Source organism: Kitasatospora sp. NPDC003701 (genome assembly GCF_053587085.1).
Window position 1 is genome coordinate 32,285 of sequence record NZ_JBSFNM010000003.1, and the last position, 18,791, is coordinate 51,075.

General features: G+C 75.5%; 13 protein-coding genes and 3 riboswitches. Of the genes, 5 read left to right on the forward strand and 8 right to left on the reverse strand.

From position 1 onward, the window contains the following. The first annotated feature begins 134 nt into the window (after window positions 1-134). Together ACWDRR_RS03780 and ACWDRR_RS03785 are read left to right on the forward strand one after the other, a co-directional pair. The gene (locus ACWDRR_RS03780) at window positions 135-680 is read left to right on the forward strand and encodes a GNAT family N-acetyltransferase (RefSeq protein WP_449770562.1); all 546 of its coding nucleotides are present in this window, start codon (window positions 135-137) and stop codon (window positions 678-680) included. 134 nt (window positions 681-814) lie between these two features. Then, window positions 815-1,603, forward strand: a complete 789-nt coding sequence (locus tag ACWDRR_RS03785) for an SDR family oxidoreductase (protein WP_449770563.1) — start codon at window positions 815-817, stop codon at window positions 1,601-1,603. 22 nt (window positions 1,604-1,625) lie between these two features. On the opposite strand, the gene ACWDRR_RS03790 is transcribed toward ACWDRR_RS03785, so the two are convergent. Genes ACWDRR_RS03790 through ACWDRR_RS03810 form a run of 5 tightly spaced genes read right to left on the reverse strand, consistent with a single transcriptional unit; the run spans window position 1,626 to window position 9,675 of the window. Beyond that, on the reverse strand, window positions 1,626-2,588 hold the full coding sequence (locus ACWDRR_RS03790) for an ECF transporter S component (RefSeq protein ID WP_449770564.1): 963 nt from the start codon (window positions 2,586-2,588) through the stop codon (window positions 1,626-1,628). After that, complete coding sequence (locus ACWDRR_RS03795; RefSeq protein ID WP_449770565.1) at window positions 2,585-4,228, reverse strand: ABC transporter ATP-binding protein; 1,644 nt, start codon at window positions 4,226-4,228, stop codon at window positions 2,585-2,587. The genes ACWDRR_RS03790 and ACWDRR_RS03795 overlap by 4 nt, the downstream gene beginning before the upstream one ends. Beyond that, the gene (locus ACWDRR_RS03800) at window positions 4,225-5,457 is read right to left on the reverse strand and encodes a CbiQ family ECF transporter T component (RefSeq protein WP_449770797.1); all 1,233 of its coding nucleotides are present in this window, start codon (window positions 5,455-5,457) and stop codon (window positions 4,225-4,227) included. Before ACWDRR_RS03800 ends, ACWDRR_RS03795 begins: the two co-directional genes overlap by 4 nt. A gap of 10 nt (window positions 5,458-5,467) precedes the next feature. Beyond that, on the reverse strand, window positions 5,468-6,649 hold the full coding sequence (locus ACWDRR_RS03805; protein ID WP_449770566.1) for a hypothetical protein: 1,182 nt from the start codon (window positions 6,647-6,649) through the stop codon (window positions 5,468-5,470). Further along, window positions 6,646-9,675: a prenyltransferase/squalene oxidase repeat-containing protein gene (locus tag ACWDRR_RS03810; RefSeq protein ID WP_449770567.1), complete on the reverse strand. Its 3,030-nt coding sequence runs from the start codon at window positions 9,673-9,675 to the stop codon at window positions 6,646-6,648. Before ACWDRR_RS03810 ends, ACWDRR_RS03805 begins: the two co-directional genes overlap by 4 nt. 104 nt (window positions 9,676-9,779) lie before the next feature. Then, window positions 9,780-9,925, reverse strand: a riboswitch (cobalamin riboswitch). Between the two features lie 78 nt (window positions 9,926-10,003). Continuing rightward, window positions 10,004-10,078, forward strand: a riboswitch (cobalamin riboswitch). A gap of 130 nt (window positions 10,079-10,208) precedes the next feature. Between ACWDRR_RS03810 and ACWDRR_RS03815 the strand changes: the two genes are divergently transcribed. Then, window positions 10,209-11,624, forward strand: a complete 1,416-nt coding sequence (locus ACWDRR_RS03815; protein WP_449770568.1) for a hypothetical protein — start codon at window positions 10,209-10,211, stop codon at window positions 11,622-11,624. A gap of 107 nt (window positions 11,625-11,731) precedes the next feature. Here the strand turns inward: ACWDRR_RS03815 and folP are convergent, their stop codons facing one another. Beyond that, window positions 11,732-12,592: a dihydropteroate synthase gene (folP, locus tag ACWDRR_RS03820; RefSeq protein ID WP_449770569.1), complete on the reverse strand. Its 861-nt coding sequence runs from the start codon at window positions 12,590-12,592 to the stop codon at window positions 11,732-11,734. 113 nt (window positions 12,593-12,705) lie between these two features. Between folP and metF the strand changes: the two genes are divergently transcribed. Then, the gene (gene metF / locus ACWDRR_RS03825) at window positions 12,706-13,623 is read left to right on the forward strand and encodes a methylenetetrahydrofolate reductase [NAD(P)H] (protein WP_449770570.1); all 918 of its coding nucleotides are present in this window, start codon (window positions 12,706-12,708) and stop codon (window positions 13,621-13,623) included. Between the two features lie 50 nt (window positions 13,624-13,673). On the opposite strand, the gene metE is transcribed toward metF, so the two are convergent. After that, the gene (gene metE, locus ACWDRR_RS03830; protein WP_449770571.1) at window positions 13,674-15,983 is read right to left on the reverse strand and encodes a 5-methyltetrahydropteroyltriglutamate--homocysteine S-methyltransferase; all 2,310 of its coding nucleotides are present in this window, start codon (window positions 15,981-15,983) and stop codon (window positions 13,674-13,676) included. A gap of 138 nt (window positions 15,984-16,121) precedes the next feature. After that, window positions 16,122-16,348, reverse strand: a riboswitch (cobalamin riboswitch). A 240-nt stretch (window positions 16,349-16,588) separates the two neighbouring features. On the opposite strand from metE, the gene ACWDRR_RS03835 reads away from it, so the two are divergent. Further along, window positions 16,589-16,936 carry a hypothetical protein gene (locus tag ACWDRR_RS03835; RefSeq protein ID WP_449770572.1) on the forward strand — a complete coding sequence of 116 codons (348 nt, stop codon included), beginning with the start codon at window positions 16,589-16,591 and terminating at the stop codon, window positions 16,934-16,936. Window positions 16,937-17,008: 72 nt separating this feature from the next. Here ACWDRR_RS03835 and ACWDRR_RS03840 read toward each other — a convergent pair whose 3' ends face one another. Continuing rightward, window positions 17,009-18,514, reverse strand: coding sequence for a short-chain fatty acyl-CoA regulator family protein (locus ACWDRR_RS03840; protein ID WP_449770573.1), 1,506 nt, complete (start codon window positions 18,512-18,514; stop codon window positions 17,009-17,011). Window positions 18,515-18,791 lie beyond the last annotated feature (277 nt).

The window sequence follows — 18,791 nt, forward strand, 5'->3', positions numbered from 1 at the left end:
GAACACCTCCCGGGGACGAAGGTTCTGATGGTAGGTCAGACCGGCGTCCGACGGGGAGCCGAGGCGGGAGCGCTCCGGGTCGGGGCGCCCGATCCCGCTGGCGCGATCACCCGCACCACTGATAGCAATGTGACATGCTACATAACACCAGAGTCGCCCTCCGCGCCAGACACGACGCCGACGTCCCCGTCCTGCAGGCCGAGCTGTACGACGACGTCGCCACCCGCTCCCGGGCCGACTCCCGCCCCTGGCAGCCGATGTCACCGGGGGCGGCCGAGTCCCCGTACGCGGTCGCCGCGCCCTCGGAGGAGGCGGCCTGCTTCTCCGTCACCGCCCTCCCCTCGGGCGAGCTGGCCGGCGAGGCCCTGCTGTGGGGCATCGACACCCACAACCGCGGCGCCCACCTGGGCATCTCGCTGCGCCCGGCGTTCCGCGGCCGGGGACTGGCCCGCGAGGTGGTCACCCTCCTGTGCCACTACGGCTTCACCGTCCGGGGGCTGCACCGCCTCCAGGTCGACACCCTCGCCGAGAACCTGCCGATGATCGCCGCCGCGACCCGCGTCGGCTTCACCCTCGAAGGCACCCTGCGCCGCTCCGCCTGGGCGTACGGCGCCCACCGCGACGAGGTCGTGCTCGGCCTCCTCGCCGAGGACTGGACCGCCCCGGGCGACCTGGCCTGATGCCGCTCCGCCCCCACCGGGGCGGCGGGGGCGGGTGCCCGGATGCGGCCCGGGGGCTTTGCTGCGAGGGTTCCAGCGTGGGCCCCGTCCGAGCGGGCGGGTGGGGGCCGGGCAGCGGGCTGGAGGAGTCGGTGATGGACCTGCACCTGTCGGGCAAGGCCGCCGTGGTCACCGGGGCGGGCAAGGGCATCGGCCTCGCCGTCACCCGGGCGCTCGCCGCCGAGGGCGTCAGCGTGCTGGCCGCCTCCCGCACCGTGACCGAGGACCTCGCCGGCCTCAGCCGCAGTGCCGACGTCCTGCCCCTGCAGGTGGACCTCACCGCACCGGACGGCCCGGCCCGGGCGGTCGACGAGGCGGTCTCCCACTTCGGCGGGCTCGACCTGCTGGTCAACAACGTCGGCGCGGTCCGCCCGCGCCCGGACGGCTTCCTGTCCGTCACCGACGTCGACTGGGAGCAGGCCCTGGCGATCAACTTCCTGACCGCCGTCCGCACCACCCGGGCCGCGCTGCCCCACCTCCTCGAACGGGGCAGCGCCGCCGTCGTGACCATCAGCTCGGTCAACGCCGCGCTGCCCGACCCGGCGGTCATCGACTACAGCGCGGCGAAGGCGGCACTCGCCAACTTCTGCAAGTCCCTCTCCAAGGAGGTCGGCCCCCTGGGCGTCCGGGTGAACACCATCAGCCCCGGACCGGTCGAGACCGCCCTGTGGCTCGGCACCGAGGGCGTCGCCGCGACCGTCGCGAAGTCCGCCGGCGGCACCCCCGAGGAGGTCGTCCGGCAGGCCGCCGCCCAGTCGGCCACCGGGCGCTTCACCCGTCCGGAGGAGGTCGCCGACCTGGTCCTGCTGCTCGCCGGGGACCGCACCGGCAATGTGACCGGTGCCGACTTCCGCATCGACGGCGGGCTGATCACCACCCTCTGACGGCCCGGCCGCGGGGGCGAGGTCAGACCCGGCCCCCGGCGGCGGCACCGGGCAGGTCGTGAGCGGCGGATCCGGTGGCCGGCCCGGGTTCCACGGGCCGTTCGGGCGTTCCCCCCGTCGCACCGGAGCCCTCCGTCGCAGCGGAACCGTCCGTCGCAGCGGAGCCCTCCGTCGCAGCGGAGCCGTCCGGGCTCTCGAAGCGCACCACCGGCTCGAAGTTGGCACGGCGCGCCGCACGGCGGAAGACGGTGAGCACCGCGGGGCCGACGACGAGCACGGCGACGCCGGTGGTGACGGCGCGCCCGGTGTCCCAGCCGAGCGAGGTCGCCAGGTCGAAGAGCAGGTAGCGGTGCCACTGCTCGGTGAAGGGCAGCCCGGGCAGATAGGCGATCGAGCTGTTCGGGTCGGTCGAGAACGGCCAGAACGAGAGGTTCAGCAGGAAGCCGAAGAGGTAGCCCGAGCCCGCGCCGTAGACCGCCAGCACCGGCACCTCCCAGCGGCGCCGGAGCCCGGGCAGCAGCCCGGCGAGCATGCCGACGAAGGCGCAGCCGAACATCTGGTACGGCATCCAGGGGCCGACACCGCCGGTGAGGAGGGCGGAGGCGAACAGCGAGGTGCAGCCCAGGGTGAAGCCGAAGCCCGGTCCGAAGACCCGGCCGGCGAGGACGAGGACGAAGAAGACCGTCTCCACCCCGGCCGTCCCGGCGCCGAGCGGGCGCAGGCCCGCGTTGACGGCCGACAGGACGCCGAGCATGGCGAGGGCCTTGGCGTCGATGCCGCCGGCCGAGATCTCGGCGACGACGACGCCGAGCACCAGGATCAGCAGCGCGCCGAAGATCAGCGGCGGGGCGTAGGAGGAGCCGAACTTCCCGGGGGCCACGACGAACGGCCAGGTGAAGGCGACCAGGCCGATGAAGGCGGCCAGCGCCACGACGATGCGGGCCCGGCCGGGGATCCGGACGGCGACGCGGGTGGCGGTCGTCACCGGACGGCCTCCGCCGGTGCGAGGGCCGCGGCGACCTGGCGGGTGGTCAGGTAGGGCAGCGGGGCGAGGATCTTGGCGGTCTGCGGGGCGAAGGTGGGCGAGGCGACGATGACGTCGGCGGTCGGGCCGTCCGCGACGACCTCGCCCTCGGCCATCACCACCACCCGGTCGGCGGCGGAGGCGACGAACTCGACGTCGTGGGTGGAGACCACCACGGTGCGGCCCTCGGCGGCGAGTGCGTCGACGATGCCGGTCAGCGACTCCTTCGCGTGGTAGTCCAGGCCGCGGGTGGGCTCGTCCAGCAGGACCACCCGGGGGGCGGCGGCCAGCTGGATCGCCAGGACCAGGGCCAGCTTCTGGCCCTCGGAGAGGTCCCGGGGGTGGACCTCGTCGGGGATTCCCGGAGCCAGCCGGTCCAGGATCCGCCGGGCGGCCGGCCCGGTGCCGAGGTCGGCCTCCCGGTCGCTCTGGGCGAGTTCCTGGGCCACCGACTCCAGGTACAGCAGGTCGGTCGGGGTCTGCGGGACGAGGCCGACCAGGCGGCGGGCCTCGGCGGCCGAGGTCCGCTTCGGGTCCCGGGCCGGTTCGCCGGCGGTCCGGGCGACCCTGACGGTGCCCCCCTGGCGGGGGCCGGAGCCCTGCAGGGCCCAGAGCAGGGAGGACTTGCCGGAGCCGTTGCGGCCCATCAGCGCGGTGACCTGGCCGGCCCGCAGCTCCAGGGAGACCTCCCGGACGGCGGCCACCTGGCCGTAGCGGACGACGATCCGTTCGGCGGTCAGCACGGCCTCCCCCGCGACCGGTGCGCGACGCGGCGCCGGGGCGGGGAGGGCGGCCAGCCGCTCCCGGAGCGGGCCGGCCGCGCGGCGGGCGTCCCGGACGGACAGCGGCAGCGGGCGCCAGTCGGCCAGCCGGCCGAGGTCGACGACGGGCGGCGCGATCGTGGTGTCCCGGAAGACCTCGGCGGGCGGCCCGTGCACCACGGTGCCGTCGCCGGGCAGGTAGGCGACCTTGTCGGCGTACTGGACGACCCGCTCCAGGCGGTGCTCGGCGAGCAGCACGGTGACGCCGAGGTCGTGGACCAGACGGGTGATCGCGGCGAGCACCTCCTCCGCGGCGGTCGGGTCGAGCGCGGAGGTCGGCTCGTCCAGGACCAGGACGCGGGGGTGGGCGGTCAGGACGGAGCCGATGGCGACGCGCTGCTGCTGGCCGCCGGAGAGCTCGTGCAGCGCGCGGTGGCGCAGGTCGGCGAGGCCGAGCAGATCCAGGGTCTCCTCGACGCGCTTGCGCATGACGTCCGGCGGGACGGCCAACTGCTCCATCGCGTAGGCGAGTTCCTCCTCCACCGTGTCGGTGACGAAGCCGGCCGACGGGTCCTGCCCCACCACGCCGACCACGTCGGCCAGTTCGCGCGGCGGGTGGTGCGCGGTGTCCCGGCCGTCCACGCTCACCCGGCCGCGCAGGGTGCCGCCGGTGAAGTGCGGCACATGGCCGTTGACGGCGCCCAGCAGCGTCGACTTGCCGACGCCGGTGCGGCCCACCACCAGGCAGAGTTCGCCCTCCGGGATGTGCAGGTCGACGTCGCGCAGCACGGGGGTGGTCCGGCCGTCGTACACCACGCCGACCTGGTCGAATCGGATCACTTGGTCACCTCGGTGTGCGGGCGGTCGGTGCCGGTGCCGCGGGTCTCCCGGGCGGGACCGGCCGGGCGCTGCCCGGGGAGCACGGCGGGTTCGGGCGTGCGGCCGGGCGGTGGCGCGATGGCCCCGGCGGCGCCGGCCAGCAGCAGCGCGAGCACCGGGACGATCGGCAGGCTCGGCCAACTCAGCGGATAGAGGGAGGGGTTGAGGTCGGTCGCGGCATAGCCGACGGTGCCGAACAGCAGGACGGCGGCGGCCACGCCGCAGCCGGCGACGCCCCACTCGGCGGCCCGCCAGCGGTCCGGCCGGTACGTGGTGCGCCGCACCCGACGGCCGCCGAGGGCGAGGCCCGCCGCGCACAGCAGGGCGCCCGCGAGCAGCGCGGGCAGGCCCAGGGCGGCGGGGGCGGTGCCGTCCAGGAGCCCGTACACCCCGGCGCACAGGCCGCACATGCCGAGCAGCATCAGGGCGCCGGTGGTCCGCCGGGAGCGGCGGGTGGCGGTGCCCGAACGGCCGTAGCCGCGCGAGTCCATCGCGGCGGCCAGGTGCAGCGAACGCTCCAGCGCGTCCTCCAGCACCGGGACGACGATGCTGCGCAGGGCGCGGATGCCCTTGCTCTGCCCGGCGCGCAACCTCCGTGCCCGGGCGACGCGTTGGACGCTCTGCACCAGCTGCGGGGCGACGCTGAGCGACACCGTCACGGCGACGCCGAGCTCGTACAGGGCGCCGGGCAGGATGCGCAGGGCCCGCTTGGGGTTGGCCAGGGTGTTGGCGGCGCCGATGCAGCAGATCAGGCAGGCCAGGCGCAGCCCGTCGAAGGCCGCGGAGAGGGTGGCCTCCAGGGAGACCGGTCCGCCGAGCTGGATGCCCGCGTACCAGTCGGGCGTGGGGATGTGCGGCAGCGAGAAGAGCAGGTGGTCGTGCGGGGTGATGCCGGTGGCGAAGACGCACCGGAAGACCACCCGGATCGCCACCACGGTCAGGGCCAGCCACAGGTAGTAGGTGAACCCGCGCGCCCACGGGGCCTCCGTCCGGCGGGCGGTGACCACGTAGCCGAGCACGGCGAGGACGACGAGGAGGAGCAGCGGGTTGGTGGTCCGGCTGGCCGCGGTCGCCAGCGCGAGCGCCCAGGTCCACCAGGCCAGCGGGTGGAGGTTGCGCGGGCTCCGCCGGCCCCCCGCGGTCCGCCCGGGGGCGGCCGCCGGGGAGCCGGCGGAGCGCTTGTCGAGCACGGTCACCGGATCACTCGGCCTGTCGGCGGCGCCGGCGCGCGGCGACCACGGTGGCCACGCCGAGCGCCACCACCAGTGCGGTCCCGACCAGGGCGGGGACCATCGATCCGGCGTCGTGCGGGGCGTCGGCGGCCGGGGCCGCGTCCATCACCACCGGGCCGCCGGCGACCACGGGGGCGGCGGGGCTCTCGGTGACCGTGGGCGCCGCACCGGCGGTCTCGGTGGCCGGCGGGGCCTCCGAGGGCTGGGCGGCGGGCGTCTCGTCGGGCGTGGTGGGTGTCGTGGGGGCCTCGGGCTCGGGGGTGGTCGGCGCGGGGGCCCCGGCCGGCGGGCTGGCGGGTGCGGGGCGGCCGCCGGTGCTGCCGGTGCTGCCGGACGAGCCGCCCGTACCGGCGGCCGACGGCGGGCGCCTGGTGGCACCGGTTGCCGCGCCCGAGCTGCCGGTGCTGGTGCCACTGCTGCTGCCGCCGGTGCTCGTGCCGCCGGTGCTGCCGCTCGCGGAGCCCGAGCCGGTGCTGCCGCCACCGCCCGTGCTGCCGGAGCCGCCGTTCGTGCCACCGGCACCGCCCGTGGACCCCGACCCGCTGCCGCCCGCCGTCCCGCCGTCGGCCGGCGGCGGGGTGACGGCCGGCCCGCCGCCCGGCGTGATGTTGTGCGCCCGCACGGTGTCGGGCGAGAAGGTCGGCCGCCCTTCGGTGCCCTCGATGTTGGTACCGCCGAAGATCCACAGGTCGACGCTGCCGGGCTTCGGCTGGTAGCTCATCGCGCCGAGCTGGCTGTAGGACCAGCTGTTCTCCCCGGGGTCGGCGTGCCAGTACGACCAGTAGGCCGTGGCCGGGGGCGTGAGGACGCACTTCTCCTGGTCCGGGGTGGGGTACTGCTTGCCGCCCTGGAAGCCGCTGTAGCCGATGCGGCAGATGAAGGCCGGGCCGTCGTGCCCCGTCCCGGCGGTCTTCCAGCCGCCCTGGTTGAGCAGGGTGTAGCCGGTCGTCGGGGTGGTTCCGCAGGAGCGCAGCAGCGGGCCGCCCCACTTGCTGAAGTCCACCGCGAGCACCACGCCGGAGGTGGTGGTGCACTGTTCGAGCGGCAGCGACGTCGCGGCCGCCGGGGTGGCGCCCGCCCCGACCCCGCCGAGGGTCAGGGCGAACGTCACGGCGGCGGCGCCGAGCAGCCGGCCGGTCCGCCGGATCACCGGTGCCGCCCCGGGGCGGCGGCCGCGCGGCGGCGGGCGGCGAGGACGGCTGCGGCGCCGGCGGCGGTCAGCAGTCCGGCGGCCAGGGTCAGGCCCAGGGCGTCGGTGCCGGTGCGGGCGAGGCTGTCGCCGTCCGCCCGGACGGCGGGGGCGACGACGCCGGCCCCTGCGCCCCGCACGGGCGCGCCGTTGTCGGCGGGGGTCTGGGCGCCGGGCACCTGGGCGCCGGGGTTGCCCCCCGTCACCTTGCCGGTGGGCGCCGGGACGAGCGTGGAGGTGCCGGTGGGTACGGGGGTGCCGGTGCCGGTGCCGGTGCCGGTCGCGGACGCGGTCGGTGAGGGCGAGCCGGTGGCGGTCGGCGAACCGGTGGGCGTACCCGTCGCGGTGGCGGTCGCCGTCGCGGTCGCCGTGGCGGTGGGCGTGGCGGTGGGCGTGGCGGTGGGCGTCAGCGTAGCCGTCGCGGTGGCAGTGGGCGTGGGCGTCGCGGTGGCAGTGGGCGTCGCCGTGGCCGTCGGCGTCGGCGTCGGGGTGCTGCCGAGGTCCCGGCGCAGCGTGCCGAAGGAGGTCCCGGTGGCGCCGCCGAGTGCCTGGGTGGAGGCGCGCACGTCCGAGCCCTGCTGCCCGGCGGAGGCGACGTTGAAGCCGCCGTCGCCGTTCTGCTGCCCCGCCAGGAAGTCCCGCGCCTTGGCGATCTGCCCGCTGTAGGCGGACTGCCGCAGGGTCATGCCCTGGACGGCGAGGGCCGCCGAGTTGGTCGAGTCACCGGCCGCACCGGGGAAGCCGCCGTCGGCCAGCTGCCGGCCGGCCAGCCAGGCCAGCCCCTTGTCGACCGCCTGCGCCGCGTCGTCCCCGGGGACGAGCGCGAGCGCCATCACGGCCATCGCGGTGCTGTCCACGTCGGAGTCGCCGGTGGCGGGGATCAGGCTCGGCCAGGAGCCGTCGGCGTGCTGGAGGCTCTTCAGGTAGGCGATCGGAGCGGCCGAGTCCGCGGTCGCGCCGGCGCGCAACTGGGCCATGATGCCGAGCGACTGGGAGAACACCGAGGTCGCCCAGGTGTAGTTGCCGGGTGCCACGCAGCCGGTGTCCGGGTCGGTCGCCCGGCAGACCGCCGCGGTGAGGGCGGCGATCAGGTCGTGGCCGCCGAAGGCGCGCGGGTTGCGGCCGACGACCTCGGCCAGCAGTGCCTCCTTGCCGATCGAACCGCCACCGGCGTACTCGGTGCCGATACCGGTCCAGTCGTTGACGGTACGGACGTTGGGGTCCTTGCCCTGTTGGTCCAGGAAGTCGACGATCCTGCGCAGGGCGGCGTCGTCGGTGCCGGTGGCGGCGAGGGCGTAGGCGCCGTCGATGGTGAGGCCGAAGTCGGCGAAGGTCGGGAAGGCCTCGTAGTAGTGGCCGTCGATCAGGTGCGCCGGGTCGGTCAGGTAGGCACTGCCCCTGGCCAGGTCGGGGGACTTGCCGGCGGGCCGGGTCGGCGTGGTGGTGGCGCCGTCCGGGTTGTGCCGCACGGCGGTCAGGTCGGTGCCGGTCAGGGCCAGCACGGCCTGCTCGGTGGCGGCCGTGTCCGCGTCGGTGGTCGACTCGTCGGGACCGAAGCCGCCGTCCTTGCCCTGGCGGGCGGCCAGCCAGGCCTTGGCGGCGGCCTGCCGGGTGTCCTGGCCGACGGCCCGGAGCGTCTGGGCCGCACCGGCGGTGCTGAGGGTGTCGCCGGGGGCGCCGGCGTAGGGGACGTAGGAGCCGTCGGCCTGCTGGCTCGCGGCGAGCTGCTCCGCGGCCCGCTTCGCCGTCGGCTCGTAGCCGGCGGCCTTGCGCAGGGCCAGGACGGCGAGGGCGGTGATGGTGGGGTCGGACTCGCAGTAGCCGCCCGCCACGATCATCGACCCGGCGATCCCGCCGTCGGCGCACTGGAGCACCGTGAAGCGGGCGAGCGTCGCGGCGGGCGGCGTGACACCGGCGCGCTGCAGGGCGATGACGCCCAGCGACTGGACCCAGGGCGAGGCCGCGCCGTAGAAGTCCCCGGCGGCCGTGCAGTTGCCGTTCTCGCCGGCCGCCGTGCACACGTGGTCGGTGAGCGCGGCGATCAGGTCCCGGCCGCCGAAGGCCCGGGGGTTGCCGTCGGTGCTCTCGGCGACCAGGGCCAGCAGCGCGGCGGCCCGGGTGTCGGGCTTGCCGGCCGGCCCGTCCGGGAGGAGGAAGGCGTCGGTGTGGGCGGTGAGGAAGGCGACCACCTTGCGCAGGGCCGGGTCCTGGGTGCCGGCGGCGGCGAGCGCGATCGCGGTGAGGGACGTCCGGGGGTAGTCGGGCCCCTCGAAGGCCCAGTTCTCCATGTGGTCGCCGTCGACGAGCCGGCCGGCCAGCCAGGCGGCCGCGGCGGCGGGGTCGCCGGCGGGCGGCGGACCGGTCGGGCTCGGGGAGGGCGAGGGGGACGCGGACGGCGAGGCGGACGGCGAGGGGCCGCCGTTCCTGGCGCGGACCGAGTCCGGGGTGAAGGTCGGTGCCCCGCTCGTGCCGCCGATGTCGGTGCCGCCGTACACCCAGGCCTCGACCTCGCCGGGCTTGGGCTTCTGCGTCCCGGCCCCGTACTGGCTGTAGGACCAGGACTGCTGGCCGGCCTCGGCGATCCAGTACGACCAGTACGCGGTGGCCTGCGGGGTGTTGACGCAGGGTTCCTCGGCGGCGGTCGGGTACTGGGTGCCGCTGTCGAAGGTGCCGTTGCCGAGCCGGCAGATGAAGGCCGGGCCGTCGTGCTCGGTGCCGGTGGTGGTGAAGCCCGCGTTGCGCAGCAGGTTCATCCCGGTGGTGGGGTGGGCGTCGCAGCCGCGGACGACCCCGCCGCCCCAGTGGCCGAAGTCGACGGCGACGATCGCACCGCTCGTGGCGGTGCACTCCTCGATCGGGTCGGCCGCGGCGCTCCCGGGGTGCCCGAGCAGGACGGTGCCGCCCGCAGCGATCGCGACGGTTCCGGTGACCAGCAGGGATGCGAGGTCCCGGCCTCTGTGACGTGTGCGACTGCTGCTGACCCTCACCGGCGACTCCCTGGTCGGTCGACGCGGGAACCACGGCGCAGCCGGCAGACCCCGCCGAGGGGGGCTGCCCGGACCGCGTCGTAGTCCGCGACGACGCATGTGTTGCTGACGAACTCCACGGCGCAGGTATTCCGGCTCATCCACCCCGGAGGGGCGGATCTACGGTTGCGGGTCAGCGCCGGAGTCGGACCGGCTTCCCCTGACCGCCGAGGATGAAAAACGGTTCATCAGACCATGCAGGCTGAAGCAGCGTCAACGAGTCGTCATGTCGCCTTCGCCACCTCGTGGGCCCGACGCCGGTGCGGTAGCGTCCGCGATGGCCGCGTGGGGGAACCCGGTGCGAATCCGGGGCTGACGCGCAGCGGTGTGGGGCGGCGGTGGCGCCGCCCCGAGCCCGAATGCCCGCCCGGCCGCGCAGCACCAGCGAAAGCCAGCCCACGCGATCCGGGCGGCGCCCGCTCCGGCCGTCACGCTCCCGAACGAGTGCCGGGCCCGGGGAGGTTCGGCGCCCGTCACCCCAAGGAGCCCGCCCCGTGTCCGTCCTGCCCTCCTCCCGAGTCCCGTCCGCCGCCGTCGTCGCGCTGGCCGCCGGCGCCCTCCTGCTGTCGGCCGTCCCCGCCGCCCACGCGACCGCCACCCCGACCCAGACGGCCACCTCGAAGAGCACCGGCGTCACCTATCTGAAGTCCCTCCAGGCCGCCGACGGCAGCTACGTCACCGGTGGCGGGCTCTCCAACGAGTGGGCGTTCAGCGCGCTGGCGGCCGCGGGCACCGCCGCTGCGGACGTCACCCCGGGCGGCGACACCACCAAGAACGCCCGGCTCGTCTACCGCAACCAGCTCGCCGCCACCACCTGGCCGAGCGGCACCCCCGTCGCCACCGACTACCAGCGCGGCACCCTCAACGCCTACGCGGCGGGCATCGACCCGGCCCGCGTCGGCCCGGGCCGCAACCTGATCGCCGACACCGTCGCCTACTGGCAGACCGCCGAACCCGGCTACTACGGCCCGTCCGCCAACTTCAACGGCACCGTCTTCGGTCTGCTCGCCCTCGCGGGCGCCAGGACGCAGACCGGCACCCAGCGCGTCCCCGCGGCACTGGTCGACGCCTCCGTCACGGCGGTGCGCGCCAACCAGCACAACGACGGCGGCTGGAACTACAGCAAGGCGGCCGGCAACCCGACCGCGCTCGCCCAGGGCAGCGACATCGACATGACCGGCGCCGCGATGGCCGCGCTGTGCAGCGGTGGCGTCCCCAGCACCGACACCGCGATCGTCGCCGCCAAGAACTTCCTCAAGGGCAAGCTGATCGCCTCCGGCGCCTTCACCTCCATGTTCGGCGCCAACACCGACTCCAACGGCTGGGCCGTCTCCGGGCTGAACGCCTGCGGGATCAACCCGCAGGGCGCCGACTTCACCAGCGGCTCCGGCAAGACCCCGATCGACTTCCTGATCGCCCAGCAGTTCAAGCCCGGCGGCGGCTTCAAGTACCTGTCCACCGACACCGTGCCCTCCCCCTACGCCTCCGTCGACGGCCTGCGCGCCGTCGCCGGCGCCGGCTTCACCGCCACCCCGCCCGCCCCGACCGCCGCCGGCGAGCCGGCCTGGGCCGCCAGCACCTCCTTCACCCCCGGCACCGCCGCGCGGCTGGCCCTGGTCGTCGACAACGGCGCCGCCCCGCTGAAGGTCTGCGCGGTCACCCTGACCCCGACCGGCGCCACCACCACGCTGGGCGACGTCCTCGACGCCGCCGCCACCGCCACCCCGAGCGGCTGCGTCACCGCCGTCACGCCGTCCACCGGCGGCGGCACGATCACCGCGGTCAACGGCACCGCCAACGGCGGTGGGTCCACCTGGAAGGTCGCCCTGGACGGCGCCACCGCCACCGCGGCCACCCGCGCCACCGTGGTCCACGTCGGCGACACCGTCTCGCTGCGCTACGGCAGCTGACCGCCCGGCAGGACCAGGCGCCGGTGGCGGCCGCGCGTGTCCGGGCCCGGGGCCCGGGGCCGAACGCGCGCGGACCGGCCCGCTCCGCTCCGCCGAGCGGCCTCCGGTCAGCCCGCCGCCGCGCGCAGGGCCGCCTCGACCCGGACGGCGTCGGCGGTGGCCGGGACGTCGTGCACCCGCACGGCCCAGGCCCCCTGGGACGCCGCCAGCGCGGACACGGCGGCTGTGGCGGCGTCCCGGGCGCGGGCGGACCGGGGTTCACCCGTCGCCGGATCCGTCAGCAGCGTCCCGAGGAAGCGCTTGCGGGAGGCCGCGACCAGCACCGGGCGGCCGAGCCCGCTCCACGCACCGAGCCGCGCGAGCAGGGCCCAGTCGTCCTCGCGGCCCTTGGCGAAGCCGAGTCCGGGGTCCACGATCAGCTGGTCGGGGTCGAGCCCGGCCGCGACGACCGCCTCCACCTGGCGCTCGACCTCCTCGATGACCTCGGGCACGACGTCCCCGTACTCCGCGAAGTCCTCCATCGAGGCGGAGTGCCCGCGCCAGTGCATCACCACGAAGGGCACCCCCGTCGCGGCCGCCACCGGCACCATCCGGGCGTCCGCGCGACCGCCGCTGACGTCGTTGATGATCCGCGCACCGCACGCCACGGCGGCCTCCGCGACGGCCGCCCGCATGGTGTCCACGCTGACGGTCACGCCCTCCGCCGCGAGCCCGCGCACCACCGGGAGCACTCTCCTCAGCTCCTCCTCCGGCGGCACCCGGACGGCTCCCGGACGGGTGGACTCGCCGCCGACGTCCACGATGTCGGCGCCCTGCGCCACCAGCCGGAGCCCGTGGGCGACCGCCCGGCCCGGGTCCAGCCACAAGCCGCCGTCGGAGAACGAGTCGGGGGTGACGTTGACGATTCCCATCACCGCGCAGCGACCCCGGTCGGAGAGTCCGGGAAGCTGAAATCTGGGTACATTCATGGGCCCATTGTTGCGCGTTCCGGAGCCGCCGGGAGACGGCCCGCGAACCGGCTCCGCGTATCAGAAAGCGGACACGGCTGACAAAATCCCGTCGGCGGCCCGACAATGGGCCCATGGCTCTCGGAACCCCAAGCACCAGGACCGATCGGGCACTCTCCATTCGCGAACTCCTGGCGACCGGGAAGCGTTCGCACTCCTTCGAATTCATGCCGCCCCGCAGCGCGCAGGCGGAAGCGGGCCTGTGGGACGCGATCCGCAGGCTGGAGGCCCTGTCCCCCACCTTCGTCTCGGTGACGTACGGCGCGGGCGGGTCGACCCGCGGCCGGACGGTCGCCGTCACCGGCCGGATCGCGCAGGAGACCACCCTGACCCCGGTCGCCCATCTGACGGCGGTCGACCACAGCGTCGCGGAGCTGCGGAACATCCTCGGCCACTACGCGGACCAGGGGGTTCGCAATGTCCTGGCACTGCGCGGCGACCCGCCGGGCGACCCGCTCGGCCCGTGGGTGCGCCACCCGGACGGCGTCGGGTACGCGGAGGAGCTCGTCCGGCTCGTCAAGGAGTCGGGCGACTTCTGCGTCGGCGTGGCCGCGTTCCCGGAGATGCACCCCCGCTCGCCGGACCGGGCGAGCGACCTCCGCCGCTTCGTGGCGAAGTGCCGGGCCGGCGCGGACTACGCCATTACCCAGATGTTCTTCGACGTGGACGACTACCTTCGCTTCCGGGACGACGCGGTGAAAGCGGGCTGCGAAATCCCGATCATTCCCGAAATCATGCCGGTGACCACCATCCGGTCGCTCAACCGCATTCCGAGCCTCAGCACCGCGGCCATTCCGAAGGATTTCTCCGAGCGGATGAACGCCGCCCGGGACCGGCCGGCGGACGTCCGCGCCATCGGAATCGACCACGCGACCCGGATGTGCCGGCGGCTGATCTCCGAGGGAACTCCCGGCCTGCATTTCATGACCATGAACTTCTCCACCGTCACGCTGGAGATCCACCAGAACCTCGGGCTGAACGACCAGGCCTGAGCCGGGCCGCCCGCGGGAGACCGCGGGCGGCCCTCACCCCGGCGCGGCGGTCAGCCCCCCAGCTCGGCGCGGACCAGGCGGGCGGCCTCGACGAGGTGCTCCAGCGAGGCGCGGGTCTCCGTCCAACCGCGGGTCTTCAGGCCGCAGTCGGGGTTGACCCAGAGCCGCTCCGCCGGGATCGCGGCCAGCCCGGCGCGGAGCAGGGAGGCCGCCTCCTCGGTGCTCGGCACCCGGGGCGAGTGGATGTCGTAGACACCCGGACCGACCTCGCGCGGGTAGCCGGCCCCGGCCAGCTCGTGGGCGACCTCCATGTGCGAGCGGGCCGCCTCCAGGGAGATCACGTCGGCGTCGAGCTCGTCGATGGCGGTCATGATCGCGCCGAACTCGGCGTAGCACATGTGGGTGTGGATCTGGGTGTCGGCGCGGACACCGGAGGTGGAGAGCCGGAACGACTCGGTGGCCCACGCCAGGTACCCGGGGCGGTCGGCCGCCCGCAGCGGCAGGGTCTCGCGCAGCGCCGGCTCGTCGACCTGGATGACGGACGCGCCGGCCGCCTCCAGGTCGGTCACCTCGTCGCGCAGGGCGAGGGCGACCTGCCGGGCGGTGTCGCCGACCGGCTGGTCGTCCCGGACGAAGGACCAGGCGAGCATGGTGACCGGACCGGTGAGCATGCCCTTGACCGGGCGGTCCGTCAGGTCCGCCGCGTAGCGGTACCAGTCGACGGTCATCGGGTGCGGGCGGGAGATGTCGCCGGCCAGCACCGGCGGGCGGACGTAGCGGGTGCCGTAGGACTGCACCCAGCCGTGCTGGGTGGCCAGGTAGCCGGTCAGCTGCTCGGCGAAGTACTGGACCATGTCGTTGCGCTCGGGCTCGCCGTGGACCAGGACGTCGATGCCGGCCTTCTCCTGGTAGGCGATCACCTCGCGGACCTCGGCCCGCATCCGGTCCTGGTAGGTGCCGTCGTCGATGCGGCCGGCCCGCAGGTCGGCACGGGCCGTGCGCAGCTCGGTGGTCTGCGGGAAGGAGCCGATGGTGGTGGTCGGCAGCAGCGGCAGGTTCAGGCGGGCCCGCTGCGCCTCGGAGCGCTCGGGGTAGGCCTGGGCGCGGCGGGCGTCCTCGGGGGTGGTGGCGGCCACCCGGGCCCGGACGGCCGGGTCGTGGGTCAGCGCGGAGGCGGCCCGGGAGGCCAGGTCGGCCCGGTTGGCGGACAGTTGGGCCGCGATGGTGTCGGTGCCGTGCGCCAGGCCGCGCGCGAGGGTGGCGATCTCGGTGGTCTTCTGCCGGGCGAAGGCGAGCCAGCGGGCGACCTGCGGGTCGAGGTCGCGCTCGGCGTCGGCGTCGAGCGGGACGTGCAGGAGCGAGCAGGACGGCGCGACGTCGACCCGGTCGGCCAGGCCGAGCAGCGTGCCGAGGGTGGCGAGCGACTTCTCCAGGTTGTTGATCCAGATGTTGCGGCCGTCCACCACGCCCGCGACCAGGCGCTTGCCGGGCACGCCGCCGACGGCGGCGAGGTCGTCGAGGTTGGCGGCGCCCGGGCCGGTGAAGTCCAGGCCGATGCCCTCGACCGGGGCCTTGGCCAGCACCGGGAGGGCCTCGCCGAGGCGGTCGAAGTAGCTGGCGACCAGCAGCAGGGGGCGGTCGGTGAGCGCGCCCAGCTCGCGGTAGACGCGGGCGGCGGCGTTCAGCTCGGCCGGGGTGCGGTCCTGGACCAGGGCCGGCTCGTCGAGCTGGACCCATTCGGCGCCCGCGGCGCGCAGGTCGGAGAGGAGCTCGGCGTAGACCGGCAGCAGCCGGTCCAGCAGGGTGATCGGCCGGAAGTCGGCGGCCACGCCGGGGGCGGGCTTGGCGAGCAGCAGGTAGGTCAGCGGGCCGACCAGCACCGGCCGGGCGCGGTGGCCGAGACCGAGGGCCTCCCGTAGTTCGGAGACCGGCTTGGCGGAGTTCGCGGCGAAGACCGTGTCCGGGCCCAACTCGGGCACCAGGTAGTGGTAGTTGGTGTCGAACCACTTGGTCATCTCCAGCGGCGCGACCTCCTGGGTGCCGCGGGCCATGGCGAAGTAGCCGTCCAGCGGGTCGGCCTCGACGGCGGCGCGGTGGCGGGCCGGGATCGCGCCGACCGCGACGGTGGTGTCCAGCACGTGGTCGTAGAGCGAGAAGTCGCCGGTGGGGACTTCGGTGACGCCGGCGTCGGCCAGCCGGCGCCAGTTGTCACGGCGCAGTCCGGCGGCGGTGGCGTGCAGGGCGGCGGCGTCGACCCGACCGGCCCAGTACCCCTCGACGGCCTTCTTCAGCTCCCGGTTGGCACCCTGCCTCGGGTAGCCGTACACGGTGGCCTGCGGGGTGGTGGAACTCGATGACACGGAACTCTCCTTCGCGAGTCGCGCTGCGATCCCGGGAGAGCGCGACGGCGTGGAGGTACGACAGTGGGGGCACGGCACCAGGATGGGCCCGCCCGCTCCGCCGACCCGCCCTCGAGGTCACCGAGATCACCGCGTGCGGGGTGCACGCGGGCAGTGGCAGGTCTTCGGACTCGCGGGCACGTCCACCTGTGGAACCAGGGCGGACACCTACTGGCCGTCGCTTCCCGGGCCCCCGCTGGGGCCCAGTGCATGTGACGGCGGTCGTTCCCACTCACCGCTGCGGGGCAGTCCCGGATTCCCACCGGGTTCCCTCTTGCGACGCCATGGCTGGAGGTCATGGCGAACCGACTGCACCGCCCAGCCTAGGCCCATCGACGGCGTCGCGTCAGCGATTGTCCGGATCGCGGATGGTGGCGTGGACGGACGGTCCGGTCGCGGACCGGATGCCCCGGCCCCGCTCCTCCCCCTCCGCTCACCGCCCCCCGGGGGGTGGCCCGCGCCCGTGAGGGGGAGGACGATGGCCGCACGGGGGGCGCGTGCCGCCCGCAGGCGCGGAGCAGGGGGACGGGGTTCTGATGGGTGTTTCCGGGTGGGTGTCCGGATGGGTGTCCGGGCGGGGTTCCGGGTGGGCGGCGGGCTGCTACGTCGCCCTGGTCGGCGCACTGGCGGCCCTGGGCGGGCTGACCGGGAACGGGCGGTTCCACCTGGCGGCGATCGTGTTGACCCTGCCGCTCGGGCTCGTCGCGCTGGTGGCCGTGTACGTCGTGCGGGGGGCGCTGACGGGCATCGGCGGGCTGTTCACCGCGACGAGGCTGCCCGACGGCGGCGACCCGGCGTGGCTGTCCACCGCGGGGACGGTGCTCGACACCGCGCTGTTCACGGCCGCGGCGGTCGCCACGGTGCTGCTGGCCGAGCGGGTCGCCCGGCGCCGGCGGGCGCCCCGCGCCGCCTGAGCGGCCTTCCGGGCGGCCCCGGCTCCGCCGCCCGGGCCGCCGCTACCCGAACTGCCGCCGCCCGGGCCGCCGTTACCCGGACCGCCGCCGCCCGGCCCCGCCGTCGGTGGCCGGCCCGCCCGACCGCGCGCCGTGGGCGGCGCCGCCGCCCGCAGCCGCGAAGTCGCCCACCCGCGGCGCCGGTTCGACCCGGACGGGGTAGGGGACGAAGGTGCTGGTGTGCTCGTCGACCGCCAGCGGGAGGCCGACCGCGGGTGCGGCCCGCTGCGGGCAGGCGGGGCGCTCGCACACCTTGCAGCCGAGGCCGATCGGGGTCGCCGCCGCCTCGTCCCCGAGGTCGAGCCCGGCGGAGTACACCAGCCGCCCGGCGTGCCGCAGTTCGCAGCCGAGGCCGATGGCGAAGGTCTTGCCCGGCCGCCCCCAGCCGCCCGGTGAGCGGGACACCGCCCGGGCGGTCCAGAGGTAGCGCCGACCGTCGGGCATCGCGGCGACCTGGACGTGCACCCGGCCGGGGGCGGCGAAGGCCTCGTAGACGTTCCAGAGCGGGCAGGTGCCGCCGGTGCGGGAGAAGTGGAAGTCGGTCGCGGACTGGCGCTTGGAGACGTTGCCGGCCCGGTCGACCCGGACGAAGGAGAACGGCACCCCGCGCAGCCGGGGCCGCTGGAGCGTGCTGAGCCGGTGGCAGACGGTCTCGTAGCCGAGCCCGAAGTGGTCGGCGAGGTGCTCGATGTCGTAGCGCGCCGCCTCCGCCTCGGCGTGGAAGACCGGGTAGGGCAGCACCAGGGCGGCGGCGAAGTAGTTGGCCAGCCCGATCCGGGTCAGGGACCACGCCGTCGTGCCCGGCTCGCTGTCCTCGGCGGCGAGTTCGCCGAGCAGCGCGTCGTGTTCCAGGTAGGCCAGCTGGGTCGCCATCCGGAACGCCTGCTGGCCCGGGCGCAGCCGGTCGGACAGCCGCAGCACCCGGCTGCCCGGGTCGTAGGCGTGCAGGCTCTCTCCCCCGCCGGCCAGCCGGACGTGGTGCCGGGCCGCCAGCCGCTCGGCGAGGACCGCCCTGACCTCGCCCCGCCTCATGCCGATGGTGGCGGCCAACTCCTCGGCGGCGAGGTCGAGTTCATGGACATAGTTGCGGCGGCGGTAGAAGAACTCGCGGACCAGCTCGTGCGGCGTGCGGGCCGTGTCGGCGGCCGGGCCGCGGTCCCCGGTGAGGACGGCGAGTTGCTCGGCGACCGCCCGGCGGCCGCGGCCCAGGTCCATCAGCACCCGGGCGACGGCGGGCAGCCGGACGGCGAGGTCGTCCAGGTCGCCCGCGGTGAGGCGGCCGGCGGCGAGCTCCTCGCCGAGCGCGTCGCGCAGCTCCGCGGTGAGCCGGGCGGTGTCCGGCGGGGCGAAGTAGCCGGCGTCGACGCCGAAGGCCTCGGTGAGGCGCAGCAGCACCGGGACGGTGAGCGGACGGGCGTCGTGCTCCAGCTGGTTGAGGTAGCTGGGGGACAGTTCGAGCAGCCGGGCGAGCGCGGCCTGGCTGAGCCCGCGGTCCTCGCGCAGCCGGCGCAGCCGCGCGCCCGCGAAGGTCTTTCCCATCCGGCCGTCTCCCCTCGCCGTCGACCTGTCCGGTGCCCGGCAGCATAGCCGGACGCCCGGCGCCGGAGCCTTCGCAGGCTTCGCGGATTCGCAGGATCGGCTTCGCAGAACTTGGCCGCCGTCCAGCGGTGACGGCGGCGGGCGGGGGTGCCAGAGTCGGTGCTGCGGCCGGAAGGCGCACCACGAACCCCCCTCTCCACCGGGCTTTTTGAGGCCCGGTGGCGGGGGCCCTGGGGGCAACCACGTCCCGGCGGCCCAGGCCGCCTGCCCGGCGCCC